Below are 18,262 nucleotides of genomic sequence, written 5' to 3'. Positions count from 1 at the left end.
GCGATCATCGGCCCGCATCTCCTTGCGCGGCCATGGCCCCTGACATCGGCACCCAGCGCTCGCCGTCGAACCGCTGCGGCCGCAGCGAGGTGATCAGGCGATAATCGTCCGGGCTGCTGTTGACGGTGATGCCCGGGATCAGGCCCGGAAGCGCAAGGTTCTTCAGCGCGGTGGCCTGCTTCATGAGGTTCTGCCGGGACAGATCGTCGCCGCAGGCCTCGATCACCCTGGTCATGAGGACCGCGACGTTCCATCCGGTGAAGTTGAGCTGATCCTCGGTATCGCCCTCGGGATAGTACTTCTTCATGAAGGCCAGCCACTCCAGATAGGCGGGATCGTTGGCCCATTCGGGATCGCCGACCGACTTGGTCGGCGTCGCCGAGATCGCGCCCTTGGCGTTCTCGAGCCCGGCCGGCTTGAGGATCGTCGGCACGAAGTTGCTGCCGATCGGCAGGAATTGCTGCGCATGCCAGCCGAGCTCGCCGGCCTTGCGGATCGCCTGCGAGGTGAACTTGCCGGTCGATGCGTTGAGAAAGACGTTGGCGTTGGTGCTGGCGAGCGCAACGACCTGCGAATCGACCGTCGGCGACGTGACCTCGTAGGGTGACGCTGCGACGATCTCGGCCTTGGGATCGAGCCGCGCCAGCTCGGCCTTGAAGCTGCGGAGATATTCGCGGCCGTAGTCGTCGTTCTGGTACAGCACGGCGACGCGCGCACCGGGCGTGTGCTCGGCCACCAGCCGCGCGTAGATCGCAGCCTCGGTGCTGAACAGCGTCATCCCCGAGATCGTGTAGGGGCTAGTCTTCGGATCGGCAAAGCGCTCGCTGGCCGCGAACACGAACAGCTGAGGGATCTTCTTGGCGTTGAGATATTTCTGCACCGCGGCGTTCTGCGCCGTTCCCATGCTGCCGAAGATCGCGACCGCCTCGTCATTCTCGATCAGTCTGCGCGTCTGCTCCACCGCCTTCGGAGGGCTGTAGCCATCGTCGAGCGAGATCAGCTTGACCTTGTGGCCATTGATGCCGCCGCGATCGTTGATCATCTGAAAATAGCGGGTCTGCACCTTGCCGACGGCGCTCAGGGCCGACGACGGCCCGCTATAAGGCATGGTCTGGCCAAGGATCAATTCGGTCTCGGCAGCGCCGGCCGAGCCGCAGGCCGCGACCAAGGCCGCGAATATGACGAGAGCGCGAAGTCCGCGCATACGCTCCTCCCCTGTTTCTTACCCGAAATATTCTTCCTAGGAAGATAATTGTCAACCTCGACGAAAGGTGGCAAACGGCCGCTCCGCGGAGCGATGCGCTTGTGTGAAGCGATCGCAGGAACTTGCGGGGCGACACGCCAATTCGACGGTGTTAGATTGCGGATGCATGGTGCCGGCGCCCTTGGCGCGGGACGAAGGGGACTGGAAGGAAATGAAGAAAAGCAGCGTGTCACGCCGCGCCGAACCTGCGATCAAGCAGCCGCCCACGTCCGACAGCACCCTTTACGACGACATCGAGGCCGCCTGGCTCGCGCAGCGCCCCGACCTCGACCTCGCCGCCGCCTGCACCTTGTTGCGGCTGGAGCGCGTCAACCAGCTGCACGAAATGCGCCTGCAGGACATAGCGAAGGCCGTCGGCCTGCAAACCGGCGAGCTCTACGTCCTGCTGGCGCTCCGGCGCTCGGGCAAGCCGTACGAGTTGCGCCCGACCGACCTGTTCCGCGCCCTCCTCGTCACGTCGGGTGCCATGACCAAGCGCGTGGCCCGGCTCCAGGAAGGCGGCTTCGTCCTGCGCGTCTCGGCCAGCGACGACGGCCGTTCGGAGCTGGTCCGCCTCACCGCCAAGGGGCTTGCGACCGCCGACCGCGGCATTGCCGAGGTGGCGCGGGTCGTCGAGGGCGTGACCGAGGCGAGCGGACTGACCAAGGCGGAACTCGCCATGCTCGATCGCTGCCTGCGCAAGCTGCTCGCGGTCAGAGCCGTGAAAGCACCGAAGAAATCCGGGCGGCTTGCGACGACGGATTAGCTCTGCCGCCGGCGACATCATGCGACAGCCTTGTTGCCGGCCTTCAGCAGCGATTTGAGATCGCATGAGCTGTCTGCCGCCTGCTCCGGCGTCGGCGAAATGCCCGCAGCGATCAGGCGCCGCGTCACCATCTGGTCGGTGGGATTGTTGATGCTGTCGACTGCGACGAGCTTGCCCTGCCGGTAGTTGAAGGCAGAGAACCTGCCGGCTTCGATCGCGCCGCGGATCACGCTCCGGTCGCTGCGCGCCGAGTGCCCGACGATCTGAAGCTTGAGATCGTGTTGATCCGACCAGAACCGTGGCACGCTGTCATAGGGCTCATGGCTTTCCGCGATCGCAAGTCCGACTGCCCGTCCCTGGTCCTGCGCGTGCTGAACCGACTCCAGCCTGATCCACCCCCGCGCAAACCGGCTGTAGTGATTGGCGCAATCGCCGGCGGCATAGATACCCGGGCATGCCGTCCGGCCGTGCTCATCCACCACAATGCCATTGGTGCAATCGAGCCCCGCGCCAATGGCGAGCTCATCATTGGCGATGCCGCCAATGCCGACCACGACGAGGTCGGCGCCGAGACGCACGCCTTCGTTCAGCTCGATCGCCGCAACCCGTCCGCCATCGCCGATCATTGCCGAAACGGCCGTACCGAACTTCACCGCGACGCCCGCTCGAACGTGACGATCGAGCAGGACGCGCGACACCACCGGAGAGACCGCCCGCTCGAGCAGCCGCGACGCGGCCTCGATCACCGTCACCTTCTTGCCGAGCCTCGCCGCAGAGGACGCCACCTCGAGCCCGATGAAGCCGCCGCCGACGATCACGATCTCGCGGGCGTGGCCGAGCCGCGCCTTGAGGTCGGCGGCGTCGGCGATCGACCTGAGATAACAGACCCCGTCGAGTTCGGCGCCGCGGACCGCGATCCTGCGCGCGCGCGAGCCGGTGGCGATGACGAGGCGCTCGAAGTCGAGCACCGCGCCGCCGGCCAACACGACCCGGCCGGCACTGCGATCGATCCCGACAACGCGGTTGCCAAGACACAGCTCGATCCTGTTGTCGGAGAAAATAGCCTCGTCGTGCATCAAGAGAGCCTGCGCGCTGATCTCGTCGAGCAGAAAATCCTTTGACAGCGGCGGCCGCTGATATGGCGGCGCTCTCTCTTCGGCGATCACGGTCACCGGCTCGGCATAGCCGGCTGCACGCGCGGTGAGGGCGGCCTGAATGCCGGCATAGGAGGCGCCGATGACGACAAGGCCGCTCACAGCTCGACGTCCGCACCGCCATCACCGGCAGTTTTCAGAGCAGCGCCGCCGTCGAGTTGCACATAGACCTCGCCGTCGCGGATCTCGACCTTGAACGCCTCGATATCCCTGTAAGCGCTCGACCGGCATTTGCCGTCGCGGACATCGAACATCGCGCCGTGCAGCGGGCATTCGATCACATGCCCTTCGAGGAACCCTGTCGACAACAGCGCGAACGCGTGCGAGCAGACGTCGTCGGTGGCGAAGACATCGTCGTCGACCTTGTAAAGCGCAATGCGACGCTCGCCTACCCAGAAGCCCAGCGGCTCCCCTTCCGACAGTTTCGCGGCGGCGCATAGATGGTGCCAGGTCATGAGGTGAATCTCCTGCGCTGAAGCTGGGACGGGACGCGGGCACGCTGCCCGCGTCCTGCGCGTACGATCCGATCAGCGGGGAATCTGCCGCCAATCCTCGGCAGCGGAGGCGAGCCGGCCGCCGACCGCGCGGATGTCCTTGTAGGACATGGACTCGCTCTGGCCGCTTTTCGGCGCCTTGCCGTTCATGAAGCCGCGCACCTCGTCGAGCAGCTGGCGGCGCACCCTGACAATCGCCTGGTCCGCCGAGCAGAGATATTCCAGCGAACGGTCGACGATCGGACCCATGCTGACCATGACAACGAAATCCTCGATGACGATCTCATGGAAGCCGGTGCTGTTGCCGGCATCCATGATCTGGCGGTTCTGCCCCCAATTGTTGCTTTGATCGCCCGGCAGGCCGCCGGCCATCGGCCACTGGTTGGCGCGCTGCACCTTGCGCCAGGAATCCACCGGCTTCTGGGGATTGTAGAAGATGTACCACTGGATCAGGTTCTCGTCGTCGATCGGCACCGCGATGATCGCGGTGCGATCCTGCTGCGGTCCGGAGAAGATCGGCGCGATCAGGCCATAGTAGGGCATCACGAACTCGGTGACGCGGGCAAGGCATGATCCGTCCGGTGCGGTGCGCAGCGCCGCGGCCCGGAAGCCATAGGACTTCTTATCGAATTCGTAAGCGACTTTGGTGTTGACGCGGGTCGCGCCGAAGTCGCTCGACGAGGTCGCGGTCCAGCTCTGGTGCAACAGCGCGACATGCGAGGAATCGATGGTGGCCTCTACGCCTTGCAGCCAGTTCGCATTGAGCTCGATGCCGGCCGCGTAAACCTGATCCGGCGGCAGATCCATCCACTCGAAGTCGGGCGCGGGCGGCGCCGCGCCCTCACCGAGCCAGACCCAGATCAGCCCGGCGCCTTCGCGCACCGGATAGGCTTTCGCTTTCACGGTCTTGGCGAATTCCTTTGGATTGTTCGGCTCGTTGGGAACGTCGAGCACCTCGCCCTGTACATTGATCTTCCAGCCGTGAAACAGGCAGGTCAACGAGCAGTCGTCGATCCGCGCCAGCGCCAGCGACGCGCCGCGGTGCGGACAGGCCTCGTCGAGGAAGCCGACCGAGCCGTCCTTGCCCCTGAACGCCACGAAGTTGCGGCCGAACAGCTTGACCCGAACCGGCGCCTCTCCCTTGCGGACGCGCACCGAGAGAACGGCCGGCAGCCAATAATGCTGCCGCAGCATCCGTCCCATCGGCGCATCGCCCGTGACGCGGCACAGCAATTCGTTCTCTTCCCTCGTGACCATCGCGAAACCTCCCTGGTTGACGCTTTCGACGTTCCGGCTTACTATCTTCCTAGGAAGATTGTTGTCAAGTTATCTTCCAAAGAAGCCATGTTGGGAGAGATCATGACCAAGGGACGCCTCAAGGATCGCATCGCGCTGGTGACGGGAGGGAGCCGCGGGGTCGGCAAGGGCGTAGCGATCGGCCTCGCGGAGGCCGGTGCGACGGTGATCGTGACGGCGCGCACCCGCAACAGCGGCGGATCGGAATGGCCGGGTTCGCTCGACGAGACCATCGCCGCGATCGACGAGGCCGGCGGCCGCGGCATCGGCCTGCTATGCGATCACTCCGACGACGACTCGGTGCAAGAAGTCTTCGACCTGATCCGGCGCGACCACGGCCGGCTCGACGTGCTCGTCAACAATGTGTTCGCGGCGCCGAATGTGATGCCGGTGAATGTCCCGTTCTGGCAGGTCCCGGCCTCGCTATGGGATACCATGCATCGCGTCGGCCTGCGCTCGCATTTCGTCGCCAGCCAGTTGGCGGTGCCGCTGATGCTGCCGCAGAAGCGCGGCCTGATCGTCAACACATCGTCCGGGGGCGGCATTCGGTACACGTTCAACGTTCCGTTCGGCGTGCAGAAATCGGGCGTCGACCGGATGGCGCGCGACATGGCTCATGAGCTGCAGCCGTTTGGCATCGCCGCCGTCTCGATCTGGCCCGGCTACATCAAGAGCGAGAAGCTTGCGGTGCAGCCCGACCGCGTGCCGCTGGCGCTCGCCAAACTGATCGCCGAACGCGGCGAGACGCCGGTGTTCGCCGGGCGCGCGGTGGCTGCACTCGCCGGCGATCCTGACGTGATGGCCAAGAGCGGTCAGATCCTGCTCGCCTCGGAGTTGGCGGCCGAATACGGCTTCACCGATATCGACGGCAAGGTCCCGCCCCCGCCGAGCCGCGATGCTGCGCCGCTCTCCGTGTTCAAGCCAAGCGCCATGACCTGAGATCCGCAGAGAGACACAACGCAAATGCGCATTGCCATCGCAACTTCGGGCCTATTCGCGGAACGCAACTGGCACCTTCTGTCGCTCGCCGTCATCACCGGCTTCGCCTGGACCGGCGGCCGACGCGGTCGCCTATGCCGGCAGCACGATCACCTTCGTATTGACGGGCGTTCGCGCATAGAGGTCGATCATGTCCTGGCTGAGGAGGCCGGTACAGCCGCTCGTAATGCCGTTCCCAATCGTTTCGGGGGCGCTGGTGCTATAGATCGTGTAAAGCGTGTACACCCCATTTTGATAGAGATAGAGCACGCGGGCACCAAGTGGATTGTCGAGACCTCCCGGCATGCCGCGAGCATATTTGCCCGCCTCCGGCTGGCGCGCGATCATCTCCTTAGGTGGCGTCCAGGTAGGCCATTCGGCTTTGCGCCCGACATAAGCCTCGCCGCTCCACCGGAATCCATCGCGGCCGACATTGGCGCCATAGCGGGTCGCGTTTCCCTCGCCTTCGATGCGGTAAACATAGTATTTGCTGGGATCGACGATAATCGTACCGGGCGCCTCATTGCTGTCATAGCGCACTGTCTTGCGAAAATATTTCGGATCGACCTTACTAACATCGACCGCAGGGATCGGGAATTTCTCGTTCGGCACGGGCCCGTAGACTTTTTCCGCCTCGGCCAGGCTCATGTAGTCGGATGCGCAACCGGCCAGGCCCAGTGCAGCGAGACCAGCAGCGGAGCCGAACAGAAACGCCCGGCGGTTGAGAGGCCGCGACCGAAGCGCGGGCAGAGCCCCCTCACCCACCGCACCGGCGTCGGCAATTCCACGATCCATGATCATGATTTCGGATTTTCCATTGTCCCGTTGTACGGCCGGACCAGAGTTTGGCATACGGGATAGGGAGGGAGGAGAAAAAGTTCTTCGTCATTCGAGGTTGAACCTTCTTGACCAACAGATGGCCCTTTGGCTGTCGCCTGGGAGCAGGCAGCTGCGGCCATTTCTATCCATGTCGTGGCCGGCGCCTTCGAAGCCAAACGTGAGTTTATGGTGCGCTCGGAGGGCGGGCCTATTTTGCGTGATTTCAAAGAGTTACGGCGCAAGCAACGAGTTTGGGTGCATTTCCCGCGCAATACGCGCGTTTTGGCTCAGGTTAGCCCCACCGCCCATAACGTCTGGTTGCTGGCGTGTCCTGCCGGCCCACCAATGAGATCAATGTCTAAATGGGTTCTCATCGCCCCTACTGTGACCGCCACACCAGAAACCGCACCAGATACGTGCTCTCTTCGTTCATGCGCAAGTTCGCGGGGGCATCGGGCGAACTTGCATTGCGACAATAGGCGGAAGATCCACCGCTTTCCCGCCGACGGAGAACGGAGTCGCGGGCGGCAGGCGCTTCCGCGCGACCTGGTCAAACGTAGCCTGCCGCTTCCGAGACGGCGCACAGAGCGAACCCCGCCTCCCGCGCCGCACTGGCGCCTCTACGAGGCCTGCGCTTGGCCGGAATACCGGAGGGGTGATTCGCGCAAACTATTGGTCCCCCTTGGCTGGCGGCCCCCATTCGATGCCCAATGTCCGTTCCCAGAAGGCTCTCAACGGCTGGATGTTGCCCCGCTCGTCGAAAACAGCGTTGATCTTATCAAGTCTGAAGTGACGCTCGGCATCATCGTCGTACGAAAAGCAGTGTAATACCGGCACGAGGCTGCGATCGACATGGGCAGAGATGAGTTTGACCAATCGTGGTCGCGGCTGCTTGCCTCCCTCGTACTCGATATAGAACGGTGCCGTCTCGCCCAGCTTGTCGAAGTTCGGAATGGAGTTTTGCGCCCGGCTCAGCGCGTTGCCATCGACAGGTCGCTTCGGGTCGCTCGTTTCGTTCGGGAGCGGCTTGCCGAACGCTAAAAGCTCCGCGGCGGCCCGCTCACGCGTCGGAGAATCGGCCCATTGGCGCAACAGTTGCCACTTCTGCGGGCCAACCGAGTCGATCAACGTCTGCAATGGTTCGGGGTAGACCGCACCGAGCTTGACCTTGCCGAGATCAGTGACCAGGACGACCGAACCCGGCAGGGCAGCCATCGGGTTTCGAGACCCCACCTCTCCAAGTCCAGCTCGATACGCGCGCTCCATCTGCTCATCAACGAGCTCGTCGCGAGAGTCTGGTACGTCGATATTACGCAGCTGCTCCAACGCCGCCAGGAAGCGCGCCCAGCTCCCTAGCGCCGCAGATAATTTTGCGGCCGTGGCCGGTCCTACCCCTTCAATCGGAAGAGCGGTGATCAGATCCTGGAGCCGCCAGCCGCCATGGCGTGTGCATGCTGCGGTACACCACGCGCGCCGGAAGAATTGAACCGGATCGTCGATCACCTCGCCACTTCGAGCATCGGCAGTGCCGGCCGGAAGCGCGGAGGCCTTACGCTGCAGTTTTCGTCTGCCCGCCGAGACCGTGAGTCTGTAATCCTCGCCCGCCGGTTCGTAATCAAGCACGTCGACACTCGTCCCATCGGGCAGCAACAGTCGTAGCGGTAACTTAAGGCCCAGAGCGCCAGCGGAGGACGGCGACAAGCCCGCTTTTTTGTCTTATCGCGAGGAATGCCGCAGCTTGGCGGCAGGGGAAAAAAGCAGGCGTGAGCTGTTGCGGGAAGGCGATCGAGGCTCTTGCCGTCCCCCGGGCTTGATCAGCCCAATCGTGACTGCGTTTGACGCGAGCTCATGACGGAACTGGCGGAGATGACCGTGGCAACCGCCGCCTGCGCAGCACCAGAAAACGGTTGGACCGGTCGAGAATAGGCCGATGTCCGCGCATCAATCGCAGGGACGACGCAGCCAAACAACGCAAGCGAACCCGGCCACATGTTCGCACAGGGAAACGATCGCGCCGCCGGAATTGTCTGCCCCAATGCGCGCTGCATGCGCGCGGTCAAGGCCAAGATCCGAGCTTCCCGGCCCCGATCTACGCCTCGCTGATGAAGGTTGAAAGAGGTGCGGCAAAGCCACCCTAGCTGCAGCAATCGGCGCGGATCGGACGGATCGTGCCCCCGTGGGAAATCGCCACTTTGCATCTTGGAATCGGCCGCGCACCGTCAGGGCGCGGCCGAAATTTCTGACTCCGCCGGGGCCGCCCATGCGGCCCCGGCGCTAACTTTACTCCGCAGCTTGCGAATGCGGTTCGCGGTCCTGCGCCTCGCTTTGGAGACCCGCTTGCCCCTGCGACGCGGCCGTCCGCAGCAGCGACGGCAGCCAGTCAGTTGCCGCCAACAGCTGCTCGGCGGCTTGCGCCATGTCGGCCTTCTTCATCGCCGACATGCGCTCGGCAGCCTCCTCACTGAGGCCTTCGCGGACCGCCGCCCGGATGTTCGCCTTGGTGACACGGCCAAGATAACTGCGCACCGTCGGCCGCCAGTAGGAGGTCATGTCGAGTGCCACGGCCTCGGCCAAACGGCGGGCCGCCGCCAGCGCCCGCGGCCTCCGGTCAAACGGCAATTTGACCGCATTGACCGTCAGGGAGACGCAATGCGCGAACAGCGCCATGCGGCTGTCGTGGTCGAGCTCGGCCACGAATTCCCACAGTTCGGCGACGTCTTTAGGCATCTGCCGTGCCCAATTGGCATGGCGATCCGACCACGCCTTGCCGGCTGGTGTGTCTTCGATCCCGTCCGCATGCGCGGCCAGATCGGTCTTCACCGGCTGGATGCCGGCCACATGCGCGGCCGCGCCGACATAGAAGATTTGGGCCGCAAGTGCATGGGTGATCGCCACGATGGCGACGTCAGGCTGCTCACTCAAGTTGAGACGCAACCCCAAGGTTCGGTGCGCGGTGAGGTCGCGAACGAGAGCGTCGGACAGCTTCTGGTCCCCGTCCTCCTCGTCGCTCGCGCCCTCGTCGTCCTCGCCATCCGGAGCGGCTTCCTCGCCTTCCCGGTCCCCCTCGTCCCCCGCCTCGGCATCGCCTTCCAGCCCGGTTGCGGCCTCGGGCTTCTCGTCCTCCGGACGGATGAAACCCCGCTCGACCCGCACCGTACCGTCGTGATTGAGGACCACGAAAGCGCCGCCGCGCGCGACGTCGTCGGGATCGTAGACCTGCCGTTTTGCCTCCAGCCGCTCGATATCGGCCTCCAGTTCACCGAACCGCGCGTCCACATCATCAGGCAGTTCCTCGGCCGTCTGATGCTGCTCGGTCAGCCGGTCGAACTCGGTCTGAACCGCCTGAAGGGCGGCTTGATCCTCGGCCGAAAGCTCGACCGGATGCGGGTAGACCCGGCGCAGGCCGCGGGCATGCGGGAAGTCGAGATGGGCTTCCGTCCAGCGCCATCCTTCGGCCGCCCGCAAGCTATCCGCCTCGCGGCCGAGCCTTGCCGTCACCAGCAAATCGAGCAGCGCGACATCTTCCAGATAGCCGCCGCGATCTTCGGTGAAGAGGTCGCGCAGGATGGTTCCGCCCGCCTCCGCGTAGGCCTCGAGCCCGACAAAGCGCGCGCGGCGATCGGTGGCGGCGACATGGGTTTCGGTGAGGAGGCGACGGATAGTACAGGCATCCGGGTCGAAGGGCAGGCGCTCATGGACGGCTTCCTGCCGGGCATGATCATCCGTGATGGCAAAGGCCATCAGTTGCTCAAGGACGAGCCCGCCATCGCGGTAGACCTGCATCAATTTGGGCGACACCGCTCCCAATCGGAGGCGTTGCCGCACCACATGCGCGCTCACGCCGAAGCGGGCCGCGATCTCTTCCGCACCTAACCCGCGCTCTTCCGCCTGCTTCCGGAACGCCTCGAACTGATCAGCGGGATGCATGTTCTCCCGGGTGACGTTCTCGTCCAGGCTGATTTCGTGGGGATCGTTCGCGGTATCGACGATGCAGCGGATCGGCTCGCTCTTCCTGATCTCCTTCCGCTTGACCCGCAGCAGCTGGGCCAGCCGCCTGCCCTCGCCGATGGTCACACAAAAAATCCCCGTGGCTGCCCCCTCGCCATCGACCTCCGGCTCGACGACCAGATTCTGCAGCATGCCTTTGGCCGCGATACTCGCCGCCAGCGCCTCGATCGCCGCATCACTGTGCGGCGTCTTGCGGGCATTCTTGGGCGACTTCTTGAGCTTGCCGAGCGGAATGAGAACCTCCGTTCCATCAGGTATTCCAATTGACTTGGCCGACATGATCGATCTCCTTTTTGACTTCATGGGTGCATGGCGCACTCCGCGCCTGCGCCCCTGCCCGTCGGCGAGACCGGGGGTAGCAAGCGCCAGGGCGACTCGAGCGGAGGGGTATCGCCCGCCCGATGAGGGCCGCTTCGCGAGAAGCGGGTCTGCACAAGCGCGTCTCAATTCGTCCAAGGTCGGCAAATGAGCGAAGCGCGGAAGACCGGGGAGACCGCTCGGGGCGGCGCCGGCATAGCCGGCGCGCTACCCTGGCGCGCGCGAGGGGCGGAGCCCCGTAGCTCTCGACGATGAGAACGCTGAGCAACCCGGAAGAAGTGAAATCAAGCCAAGAGCGACAAGATCAAAGAGGCAGCCGCCGACAGGGCAGTGATAGCGACGCGGGCATGCAATGCCCGCGGGCACCGAGGCGACTGCAGTCGCGAGACCGGTTAACAAGGCACCCGAACGCGGGACAGCGATAGCGACGCCGGCATGCAATGACGGCGGGGCCCGCGGGCGAGTGCCTCCGGCGAGCGACACATTATATCCATCTCTACTTGCGCGAAGGATCGACGCCGAACGGCCGAGACGCCGCGCGGCTCGGTTCTCGAGAGCCTGATGCGGCATTGCCGCACGCGCCATGCAATGACAACGTCCGGATCTCGTCGCCAGCTCTTGTCAGCGGTGACGACCATAGCGCCAACGCCAGGCTGGGCCCTATCCAGGCTGTTGCCGGCGACCGGAACTCCTCAGCAGCGGGAATTGCGATAACGCGAAGATGATCGACTAGACCAAACCATCATCGGCAATACAGAGCTGACGCAAACGTCCCGGTCAGGGCGCAGGATGCCGAAACCTTGCCTGACCTGGGGTTGAAGGCGTGACCGATCGCTGCGGTCAATGGTGACCGACAAGCACGCAGTCATGCCGCAACTTTCGTGGACTCGTCACAATACTCTCTATGTTTTGCGAGCCGTCCGCCTTCACCACTCCCGCGTCGCGATGGGCTGTATCACGCGACGCCAACGCTCTGAGTCATGCTCTCCCATCCACGCTCGAACACGCCCCGCATCGTCATCTTCTGGAGTCACAAAAAGGATGTTGCGGAGGTAGACCTCTGAAATGTCCGGAATGGTTCCCCGCGGAGAGCAATGGAAGGAAGCAGATCGTCGCGTACGATGTCGGCTTCAACGGCATCTCGCAGGGCACATCATTTCAACATCCGCTTCTCGGCTGCGGCGAGCACCACCGAAGCCTCAGTGGTCAGTACCCGGAAGGTGAAAGTCTCCTGGAAATAGAGATCGACCGTTGTGTCGGTGTGGTTGAGGTAGCCGATCGAGAGGTCCTGGCCGATATCCAGTTCGAAATCACCTCCTCGCGTCGTCAGGACAAAGGCGCCGCTGATGGCCGGCGCCCAGACAACGCCGCCGTCGACGATCCGTTCGAGGTGGTGAAAAACGGGGTATCCTTCATCGCTTCCGCCGCTGGCGGCCGTGTACGCCTCCGCTCCAAGGACGAGGGCATATGGCCCATTGCAGCCGGCAAGTCTGAGTTCACTGACCGCTTGCGCGACGGCACCTGGATAGGCTTTCGCATTTGTCGGAAGAATGAGTCCTGCATTGCTGCTGGTCTGGCGGATGCCCTCGATCCCTGCGGCTGCATATCCATCGAAAATCGCACGGTCTTCAGCAAATGCGATTCTGCGGGCGGCATCCTTGACCGGCGTCCAGTCGGCGTCCAGGGCGCCACGCTCAACGTCATCGATCTGCTGGCGCGAGAGCTGGAATGGAACGCGCAGTTCGACGAGTGCCCCCTCCTCGCGCTGTTGCGCCGTCATGCCCTCGCCTGGAGCCGGAAGTTGTTTGACATGGCCAGTGCCTACCGCCGAGAAGCCACTGCCCTTGGCTTCGGGGACATCGACCACGCGCCGGCCGGCAAGGTGTCGCTTCAGGGTACGGGAAGCTTCTTCCTCGATTTGAGCCCAGGCCGCGTCGGATATGGGCGCGAGTTGGCGGTGAAGATTATTCATGGTTCGCCTTCTTGTTTTAAAGAGCCAATTCCAAGCGAGCCGTCGTTGACGGGCGGACGTTTGCGAGCGGTATCTGGCGAGCTTGTGCCACGCTGCTCACCGTCGACCGGAGCTTCCCCGCTGGATGCCGTGGCGCCATCGTCTTCAGGCGAAACGTCGTCAAGAAATGTCGCCGACGGCACGAAGAACAGCGTCCCCGTAACGGCGCGGCTGACATCCAGCAGCCGGTCGTAGTTGCCGGGCGGCCGACCGACAAACATGTTCTCGAGCATCTGCTCGATCCGGTGGGGCGAGCGCGCGTAGCCTATGAAATAGGTACCAAATTCACCCTTGCCGATCTCACCGAAAGGCATGTTGTCGCGCACGATCTCAAGCTGCTCGCCGTCTTCGACGACCGTCGTCAGAACATTATGTGCGTAGGGCGCCTTGGCCGCATCGTCCTGCTCGATGTCCGACAGTTTGTGACGACCGATGATATTTTCCTGCTCCGAGGTTGATATCGCATTCCAGCGCTGCAGATCGTGCAGATACTTCTGGGTGATGACGTAGCTTCCGCCGACGAATGCAGGGTCCTCCTGTCCGATGGTCGTCGCGTCAACCGCGTCCTGATCGGACGGGTTCTCGGTTCCATCGACAAATCCAAGCAAATCGCGATCGTCAAAGTATTTGAACCCATGAACCTCGTCGATCGTCGTCACGGCTTTGCCCAGCCGGGACATGATCTGTGAGGCAAGCTCGAAGCATAGGTCCATGCGGACAGACCGGATATGAAAAAGGATGTCGCCCGGCGTGGAGACTGCGTGATGCACCCCATGGATTTCCCTGAAGGGATGAAGATCCTTGGGCCGCGGATCACCGAACAGTCGGTCCCAGGCATCGGAGCCGATAGCCATCACGCATGATAGCCGCGCTTCCGGATCGCGAAATCCGACGGCTCGCAGGAGTGCCGACAGAAGGGCACATAGACGGCGCACCCCATTCTCGCCGTCCTTTCCGGGATTGATCCGGACGACGAGAAATATCGCGGCACGCGTCAGTCTTGCGACGACGGGTTGTGGGACGACAGCTGACACAATCACTCCTTGGCGGCCTGCTCGGCGCACTTGATGCTCCGGGCTGGCCCGTCCGGCTGAACACGGCCCGCGCGTTCGGCGCGGCCCGCGGTCGTTGCCATCGACGAGCTTCTCGAACGAGGCGTCGTGCGGAAATCAGCGGCAGTAGGATCGGGATAACGAACACACAAGGCCGCTGCCATCCCTTGAGATGTTCACTCCGACCAATCAGGCCGGGAGCCGGTCAATCCATATCCCGAAAGGCATGGCCATCGGCCTTGACACCTTCGATCACCCTCGGCGGCAAAAGGTCCTGAGCGGAAGTGCCGTCAAAAACCCAATCGCCCTTATCCGCGAGGTCCGGGAGCTGCGCGCCCTTGCGGACATAGATCCCGATCGCCGGCTTCTTCACATTGATGTAGAGATCGTATTCTTCCATCGGGTCGATGCTTCCTTGTTTCTCTGGCGGGCCATTCATCGGCCATGGAGCAACCGCCATGCCAGTTTGGGCGCATCGGGATATCAAGAGCTTATGCCAACCTGACGTACCCGATCTGACAAACTGTCCCATCCGGCAAGGACAAATTGTCCAAGCTACGGGCGCAACGGGCTCGCGCAGCGTCGAGCCCGTTGTCGCCTCTGTGAAATCGAAACGCCTTGCCCCAGACAACAGCGGCCGCAGCGGTCCCGCTGCACTATCCCGGCTATCCAAGATCGACAGGACGTCCTGACGGCTCTTCTTCCAGTGTCACCGCAATGTCTGCGTTGGCGGACAAGCGCACCTTGTTGCCCTCGACGCCGGCGACGAATCCCAGCTCGATATAGTGCTGGTGACCTTTGTGCTGCCCGAAACTGTCGCTCTTCTTGAGCCTGATACGATCACCTTCGACCTGATCGACCGTGCCGACATGCACACCGTCAGCGCCGATTACTTCCATACCGCCGTTGATCTTGTTCATGGCCGTACCTTTCTCCTTGGAATCCATTGCAGCACGTCACAAAAGCCATGATCCACATCGACTGCGTGACCGCGGACCACTCGCACCAATCACTTGACCGGGCGGCCCGACTTTTCTTCCTCAAAGAGTTCGACGATATCGGCGTCAGAGCAGAGCCGCACCTTGTGATCCGTGACGCTGTCGACGAAATCCATGCCGATATAATGGTGATGTCGTCTGTGCCGGCCGCCGCCAGTTTCGCTTTTCTTCAGCCTGATGCGGTCGCCCTCGATGCTATCGACGACACCGATCTGCACGCTGTCGAACCCGACGACCTCCATGCCTTCCTTGATCTGATGCTTCTTCATGAATTGAACCTGCTCGTTCCATGTCTTTCCGAAACCTAACGCTCAGATCGCTTCGTCCTCATCCGGAGGCTTCACTGTCTTCCCGTTGAACGTCAGACCGTCTTTCCCCGAGGAGATCTGAACGGTCGAGCCGTCGCGGACGTCGCCCGCGAGCAGCATTTCGGCCAAGGGATCCTGTACATATCGCTGGATGACCCGCTTTAATGGCCTGGCGCCGTAGGCCGGATCCCAGCCCTTCTCGGCCAGCCAGGCCTGGGCCTTGGCGTCGAGCGATAGCGCAATTTTGCGATCGTCGAGGAGTTTGCGGAGACGCGCAAACTGAATGTCGACGATTCGGCCCATGTCGTTCTTCTGCAGCCGCTGGAACAGGATGATCGCGTCAACGCGGTTGAGGAATTCCGGCCGGAAATGTGCGCGGACCATCTCCATGACCTTGTCGCGAACGGCACTCGTCTTCTCGCCTTCCCCCTGATTGACGAGGTATTCCGCCCCGAGGTTTGAGGTCATGATGATAAGCGTGTTGCGGAAATCCACTGTCCGCCCTTGGCCGTCGGTCAGGCGTCCGTCGTCCAGCACCTGCAGCAGCACGTTGAACACATCCGGATGCGCCTTCTCGATCTCGTCGAACAAGACGACCTGATAGGGTCGTCGCCGTACGGCTTCCGTGAGCACGCCACCCTCGTCATAACCGACATAGCCCGGAGGCGCACCGATGAGCCGTGCGACCGAGTGCTTCTCCATGAACTCCGACATGTCGATGCGAAGGATGGCGTGCTCATCGTCGAACAGGAATTCCGCAAGGGCCTTGGCCAGTTCCGTCTTGCCGACGCCAGTCGGGCCAAGGAACATGAACGAGCCCATCGGCCGGTTCGGGTCCTGCAATCCCGCGCGGGCCCGTCGCACGGCCGTTGACACGGCACGAACCGCTTGTGTCTGTCCGACAACGCGTTTGGCGATCATTTCCTCCATCTGGAGGAGTTTCTCCCGCTCGCCCTCGAGCATCTTGTCGACGGGAACGCCGGTCCAGCGCGAAACTACCTGGGCGATATTGTCGGCCGTGACCGTCTCGCTGATCGAACTGCTCTCGCTGGCCTCGACGGCAGCCAGTTTTTTCTCCAGTTCGGGAATCGTGCTGTAAGACAGCTCGCCTGCCCGCTGGTATTCACCTTTTCGCTGCGCGTTCGCCAGTTCCGTACGAAGCTGCTCGAGTTGCGCTTTCATCTTCTGGGCGTCCGAGAGCTTGCTCTTTTCGGCTTGCCATTTCGTCGTCATGTCGGCGGAGCGCTTCTCGAGATCGACCAGATCCCCGTCGAGCGTCTTCAGACGGCTCTTCGACCCGGCATCGCTTTCCTTCTTGAGTGCCTCCTGCTCGATCCTGAGACGCACGATTTCGCGGTCGAGCGAATCCAGTTCCTCCGGCTTGGAGTCGACCTGCATCTTGAGCCGTGCGGCAGCTTCGTCGACGAGATCGATGGCCTTGTCGGGAAGGAAGCGGTCGGTGATGTAGCGGTTGGATAACGTTGCGGCGGCGACCAGCGCGGCGTCCGAAATCCGCACGCCATGATGCTGCTCGTACTTGTCCTTGAGGCCGCGCAGGATCGAGATCGTGTCCTCCACCGTGGGCTGCGACACGAAGACCGGCTGGAAGCGGCGAGCAAGTGCGGCATCTTTCTCGACATGCTTGCGGTATTCGTCGAGCGTAGTCGCACCCACACAGTGCAACTCGCCGCGAGCCAGCGCGGGTTTGAGGAGATTGGAAGCATCCATCGCGCCATCGGTCTTGGCCGCACCAATAAGTGTATGCATCTCATCGATGAAGAGGATGATTCCGCCGTCCGCCGACGTCACCTCGGAAAGCACCGCCTTCAGTCGTTCCTCGAACTCGCCGCGATACTTGGCACCGGCAATCAGCGCGCCCATGTCGAGCGCGAGCAGCTTTTTGTCTTGCAGACTCTCGGGAACATCGCCGTTGACGATCCGCAGAGCGAGGCCTTCGACGATGGCGGTCTTGCCGACGCCCGGTTCGCCGATCAGGACCGGATTGTTCTTGGTCCGGCGTGAGAGAACCTGGATTGTACGACGGATCTCCTCGTCGCGACCGATCACCGGGTCGAGTTTGCCTTCGCGCGCAGCCTGCGTCAGATCGCGGGCGTACTTCTTCAGTGCGTCATATGCATTCTCGGCTGACGCGCTGTCTGCGGTGCGGCCCTTCCGGAGCAAATCGATCGCGGTGCCAAGAACCTGGGCATTGACGCCGCCTTGCGCCAGGATCTTCGCCGCTTCGCTGCTCTTGTCCGTGGACAAGGCCTGCAGCAGGCGTTCGACGGTGACGAAACTGTCGCCCGCCTTTTCCGCTAGCTCCTCCGCAGCGGTGAACAGGCGCGCGGTGTCGGGCGCCATATAAACTTGTCCCGCACCCGAACCGGACACCTTCGGCAGTTTTGCCAAAGCCGCTTCCGTCGCGTGCAGGATCGCCCGCGAGTTTCCACCCGCCCGATCAATCAGACCGGCGGCCAAGCCTTCGTTGTCGTCGAGCAACACCTTGAGCACATGGAGAGGCGTGAACTGTTGGTTACCCTCCCGTGTTGCCAGAGACTGCGCCGACTGGATAAAGCCCCTCGCGCGGTCGGTATATTTTTCGGAATTCATGGAGCCCCTTTCAAACGCGCGGTCTGTCGTCAATGGTCAGGAACGGAATTACGATCCGGCAGGCGTCGGCGCAGCGTGTTGCGCGCCTGGAAGCTTCTGCCTGATCCCTTCGGCTTTGCCCTCGATGGGATGGACGATGAGGTCGAACATGGCTATTGCCCCTGGTTGATGATCAATTTCGGCTCTAGACGACTGCAGTATGAAGCG

Annotated in this window: 15 protein-coding genes; 2 read left to right on the top strand and 13 right to left on the bottom strand. The window is 62.9% G+C overall.

The annotated features are described in order from the left end of the window. Positions 1 to 4 precede the first annotated feature (4 nt). Positions 5 to 1,204 carry an ABC transporter substrate-binding protein gene (locus XI02_RS07005; protein ID WP_172648721.1) on the bottom strand — a complete coding sequence of 400 codons (1,200 nt, stop codon included), beginning with the start codon at positions 1,202 to 1,204 and terminating at the stop codon, positions 5 to 7. Between the two features lie 211 nt (positions 1,205 to 1,415). Here XI02_RS07005 and XI02_RS07000 point away from each other — a divergent pair, with 211 nt between their 5' ends. Further along, the gene (locus XI02_RS07000) at positions 1,416 to 2,009 is read left to right on the top strand and encodes a MarR family winged helix-turn-helix transcriptional regulator (RefSeq protein ID WP_172648722.1); all 594 of its coding nucleotides are present in this window, start codon (positions 1,416 to 1,418) and stop codon (positions 2,007 to 2,009) included. Positions 2,010 to 2,026: 17 nt separating this feature from the next. Here XI02_RS07000 and XI02_RS06995 read toward each other — a convergent pair whose 3' ends face one another. The 3 genes from XI02_RS06995 to XI02_RS06985 all read right to left on the bottom strand — a co-directional run bounded on the left by XI02_RS06995 (position 2,027) and on the right by XI02_RS06985 (position 4,914). Continuing rightward, positions 2,027 to 3,265, bottom strand: a complete 1,239-nt coding sequence (locus tag XI02_RS06995) for an NAD(P)/FAD-dependent oxidoreductase (RefSeq protein WP_172648723.1) — start codon at positions 3,263 to 3,265, stop codon at positions 2,027 to 2,029. Further along, positions 3,262 to 3,618, bottom strand: a complete 357-nt coding sequence (locus tag XI02_RS06990; RefSeq protein WP_016841853.1) for a non-heme iron oxygenase ferredoxin subunit — start codon at positions 3,616 to 3,618, stop codon at positions 3,262 to 3,264. Before XI02_RS06990 ends, XI02_RS06995 begins: the two co-directional genes overlap by 4 nt. Before the next feature lie 72 nt (positions 3,619 to 3,690). Further along, positions 3,691 to 4,914 carry a Rieske 2Fe-2S domain-containing protein gene (locus XI02_RS06985; protein ID WP_172648724.1) on the bottom strand — a complete coding sequence of 408 codons (1,224 nt, stop codon included), beginning with the start codon at positions 4,912 to 4,914 and terminating at the stop codon, positions 3,691 to 3,693. A 102-nt stretch (positions 4,915 to 5,016) separates the two neighbouring features. Here XI02_RS06985 and XI02_RS06980 point away from each other — a divergent pair, with 102 nt between their 5' ends. Beyond that, complete coding sequence (locus tag XI02_RS06980) at positions 5,017 to 5,892, top strand: SDR family NAD(P)-dependent oxidoreductase (RefSeq protein WP_172648725.1); 876 nt, start codon at positions 5,017 to 5,019, stop codon at positions 5,890 to 5,892. Positions 5,893 to 6,024: 132 nt separating this feature from the next. Here the strand turns inward: XI02_RS06980 and XI02_RS06975 are convergent, their stop codons facing one another. The 9 genes from XI02_RS06975 to clpB all read right to left on the bottom strand — a co-directional run bounded on the left by XI02_RS06975 (position 6,025) and on the right by clpB (position 18,055). After that, positions 6,025 to 6,732: a L,D-transpeptidase gene (locus XI02_RS06975; RefSeq protein ID WP_172648726.1), complete on the bottom strand. Its 708-nt coding sequence runs from the start codon at positions 6,730 to 6,732 to the stop codon at positions 6,025 to 6,027. A gap of 687 nt (positions 6,733 to 7,419) precedes the next feature. Further along, a complete protein-coding gene (locus XI02_RS06970) occupies positions 7,420 to 8,373 on the bottom strand; it encodes a hypothetical protein (protein ID WP_172648727.1) in 954 nt (317 codons plus the stop codon). 657 nt (positions 8,374 to 9,030) lie between these two features. Further along, positions 9,031 to 11,037, bottom strand: coding sequence for a ParB/RepB/Spo0J family partition protein (locus XI02_RS06965; protein ID WP_172648728.1), 2,007 nt, complete (start codon positions 11,035 to 11,037; stop codon positions 9,031 to 9,033). 1,192 nt (positions 11,038 to 12,229) lie between these two features. After that, positions 12,230 to 13,048, bottom strand: coding sequence for a family 1 encapsulin nanocompartment shell protein (locus XI02_RS06960; RefSeq protein WP_172648729.1), 819 nt, complete (start codon positions 13,046 to 13,048; stop codon positions 12,230 to 12,232). Continuing rightward, entirely contained in the window at positions 13,045 to 14,121 is a 1,077-nt protein-coding gene (locus XI02_RS06955; protein ID WP_172648730.1) for a Dyp-type peroxidase, read from the bottom strand. The genes XI02_RS06960 and XI02_RS06955 overlap by 4 nt, the downstream gene beginning before the upstream one ends. 223 nt (positions 14,122 to 14,344) lie before the next feature. Further along, positions 14,345 to 14,599: a hypothetical protein gene (locus tag XI02_RS06950; RefSeq protein ID WP_244980799.1), complete on the bottom strand. Its 255-nt coding sequence runs from the start codon at positions 14,597 to 14,599 to the stop codon at positions 14,345 to 14,347. Positions 14,600 to 14,804: 205 nt separating this feature from the next. Next, the gene (locus XI02_RS06945; protein ID WP_244980800.1) at positions 14,805 to 15,059 is read right to left on the bottom strand and encodes a DUF2171 domain-containing protein; all 255 of its coding nucleotides are present in this window, start codon (positions 15,057 to 15,059) and stop codon (positions 14,805 to 14,807) included. Between the two features lie 89 nt (positions 15,060 to 15,148). Further along, the gene (locus tag XI02_RS06940; RefSeq protein ID WP_172648731.1) at positions 15,149 to 15,406 is read right to left on the bottom strand and encodes a DUF2171 domain-containing protein; all 258 of its coding nucleotides are present in this window, start codon (positions 15,404 to 15,406) and stop codon (positions 15,149 to 15,151) included. A gap of 42 nt (positions 15,407 to 15,448) precedes the next feature. Further along, entirely contained in the window at positions 15,449 to 18,055 is a 2,607-nt protein-coding gene (gene clpB / locus XI02_RS06935; protein ID WP_172648732.1) for an ATP-dependent chaperone ClpB, read from the bottom strand. Positions 18,056 to 18,262: the final 207 nt, after the last annotated feature.

This window comes from Bradyrhizobium sp. CCBAU 21365 (assembly GCF_015291305.1).
Lineage (GTDB): Bacteria > Pseudomonadota > Alphaproteobacteria > Rhizobiales > Xanthobacteraceae > Bradyrhizobium > Bradyrhizobium elkanii.
The sequence above is the reverse complement of the archived record's forward strand: the minus strand, read 5'-3'. Positions and strand labels throughout refer to the sequence as shown.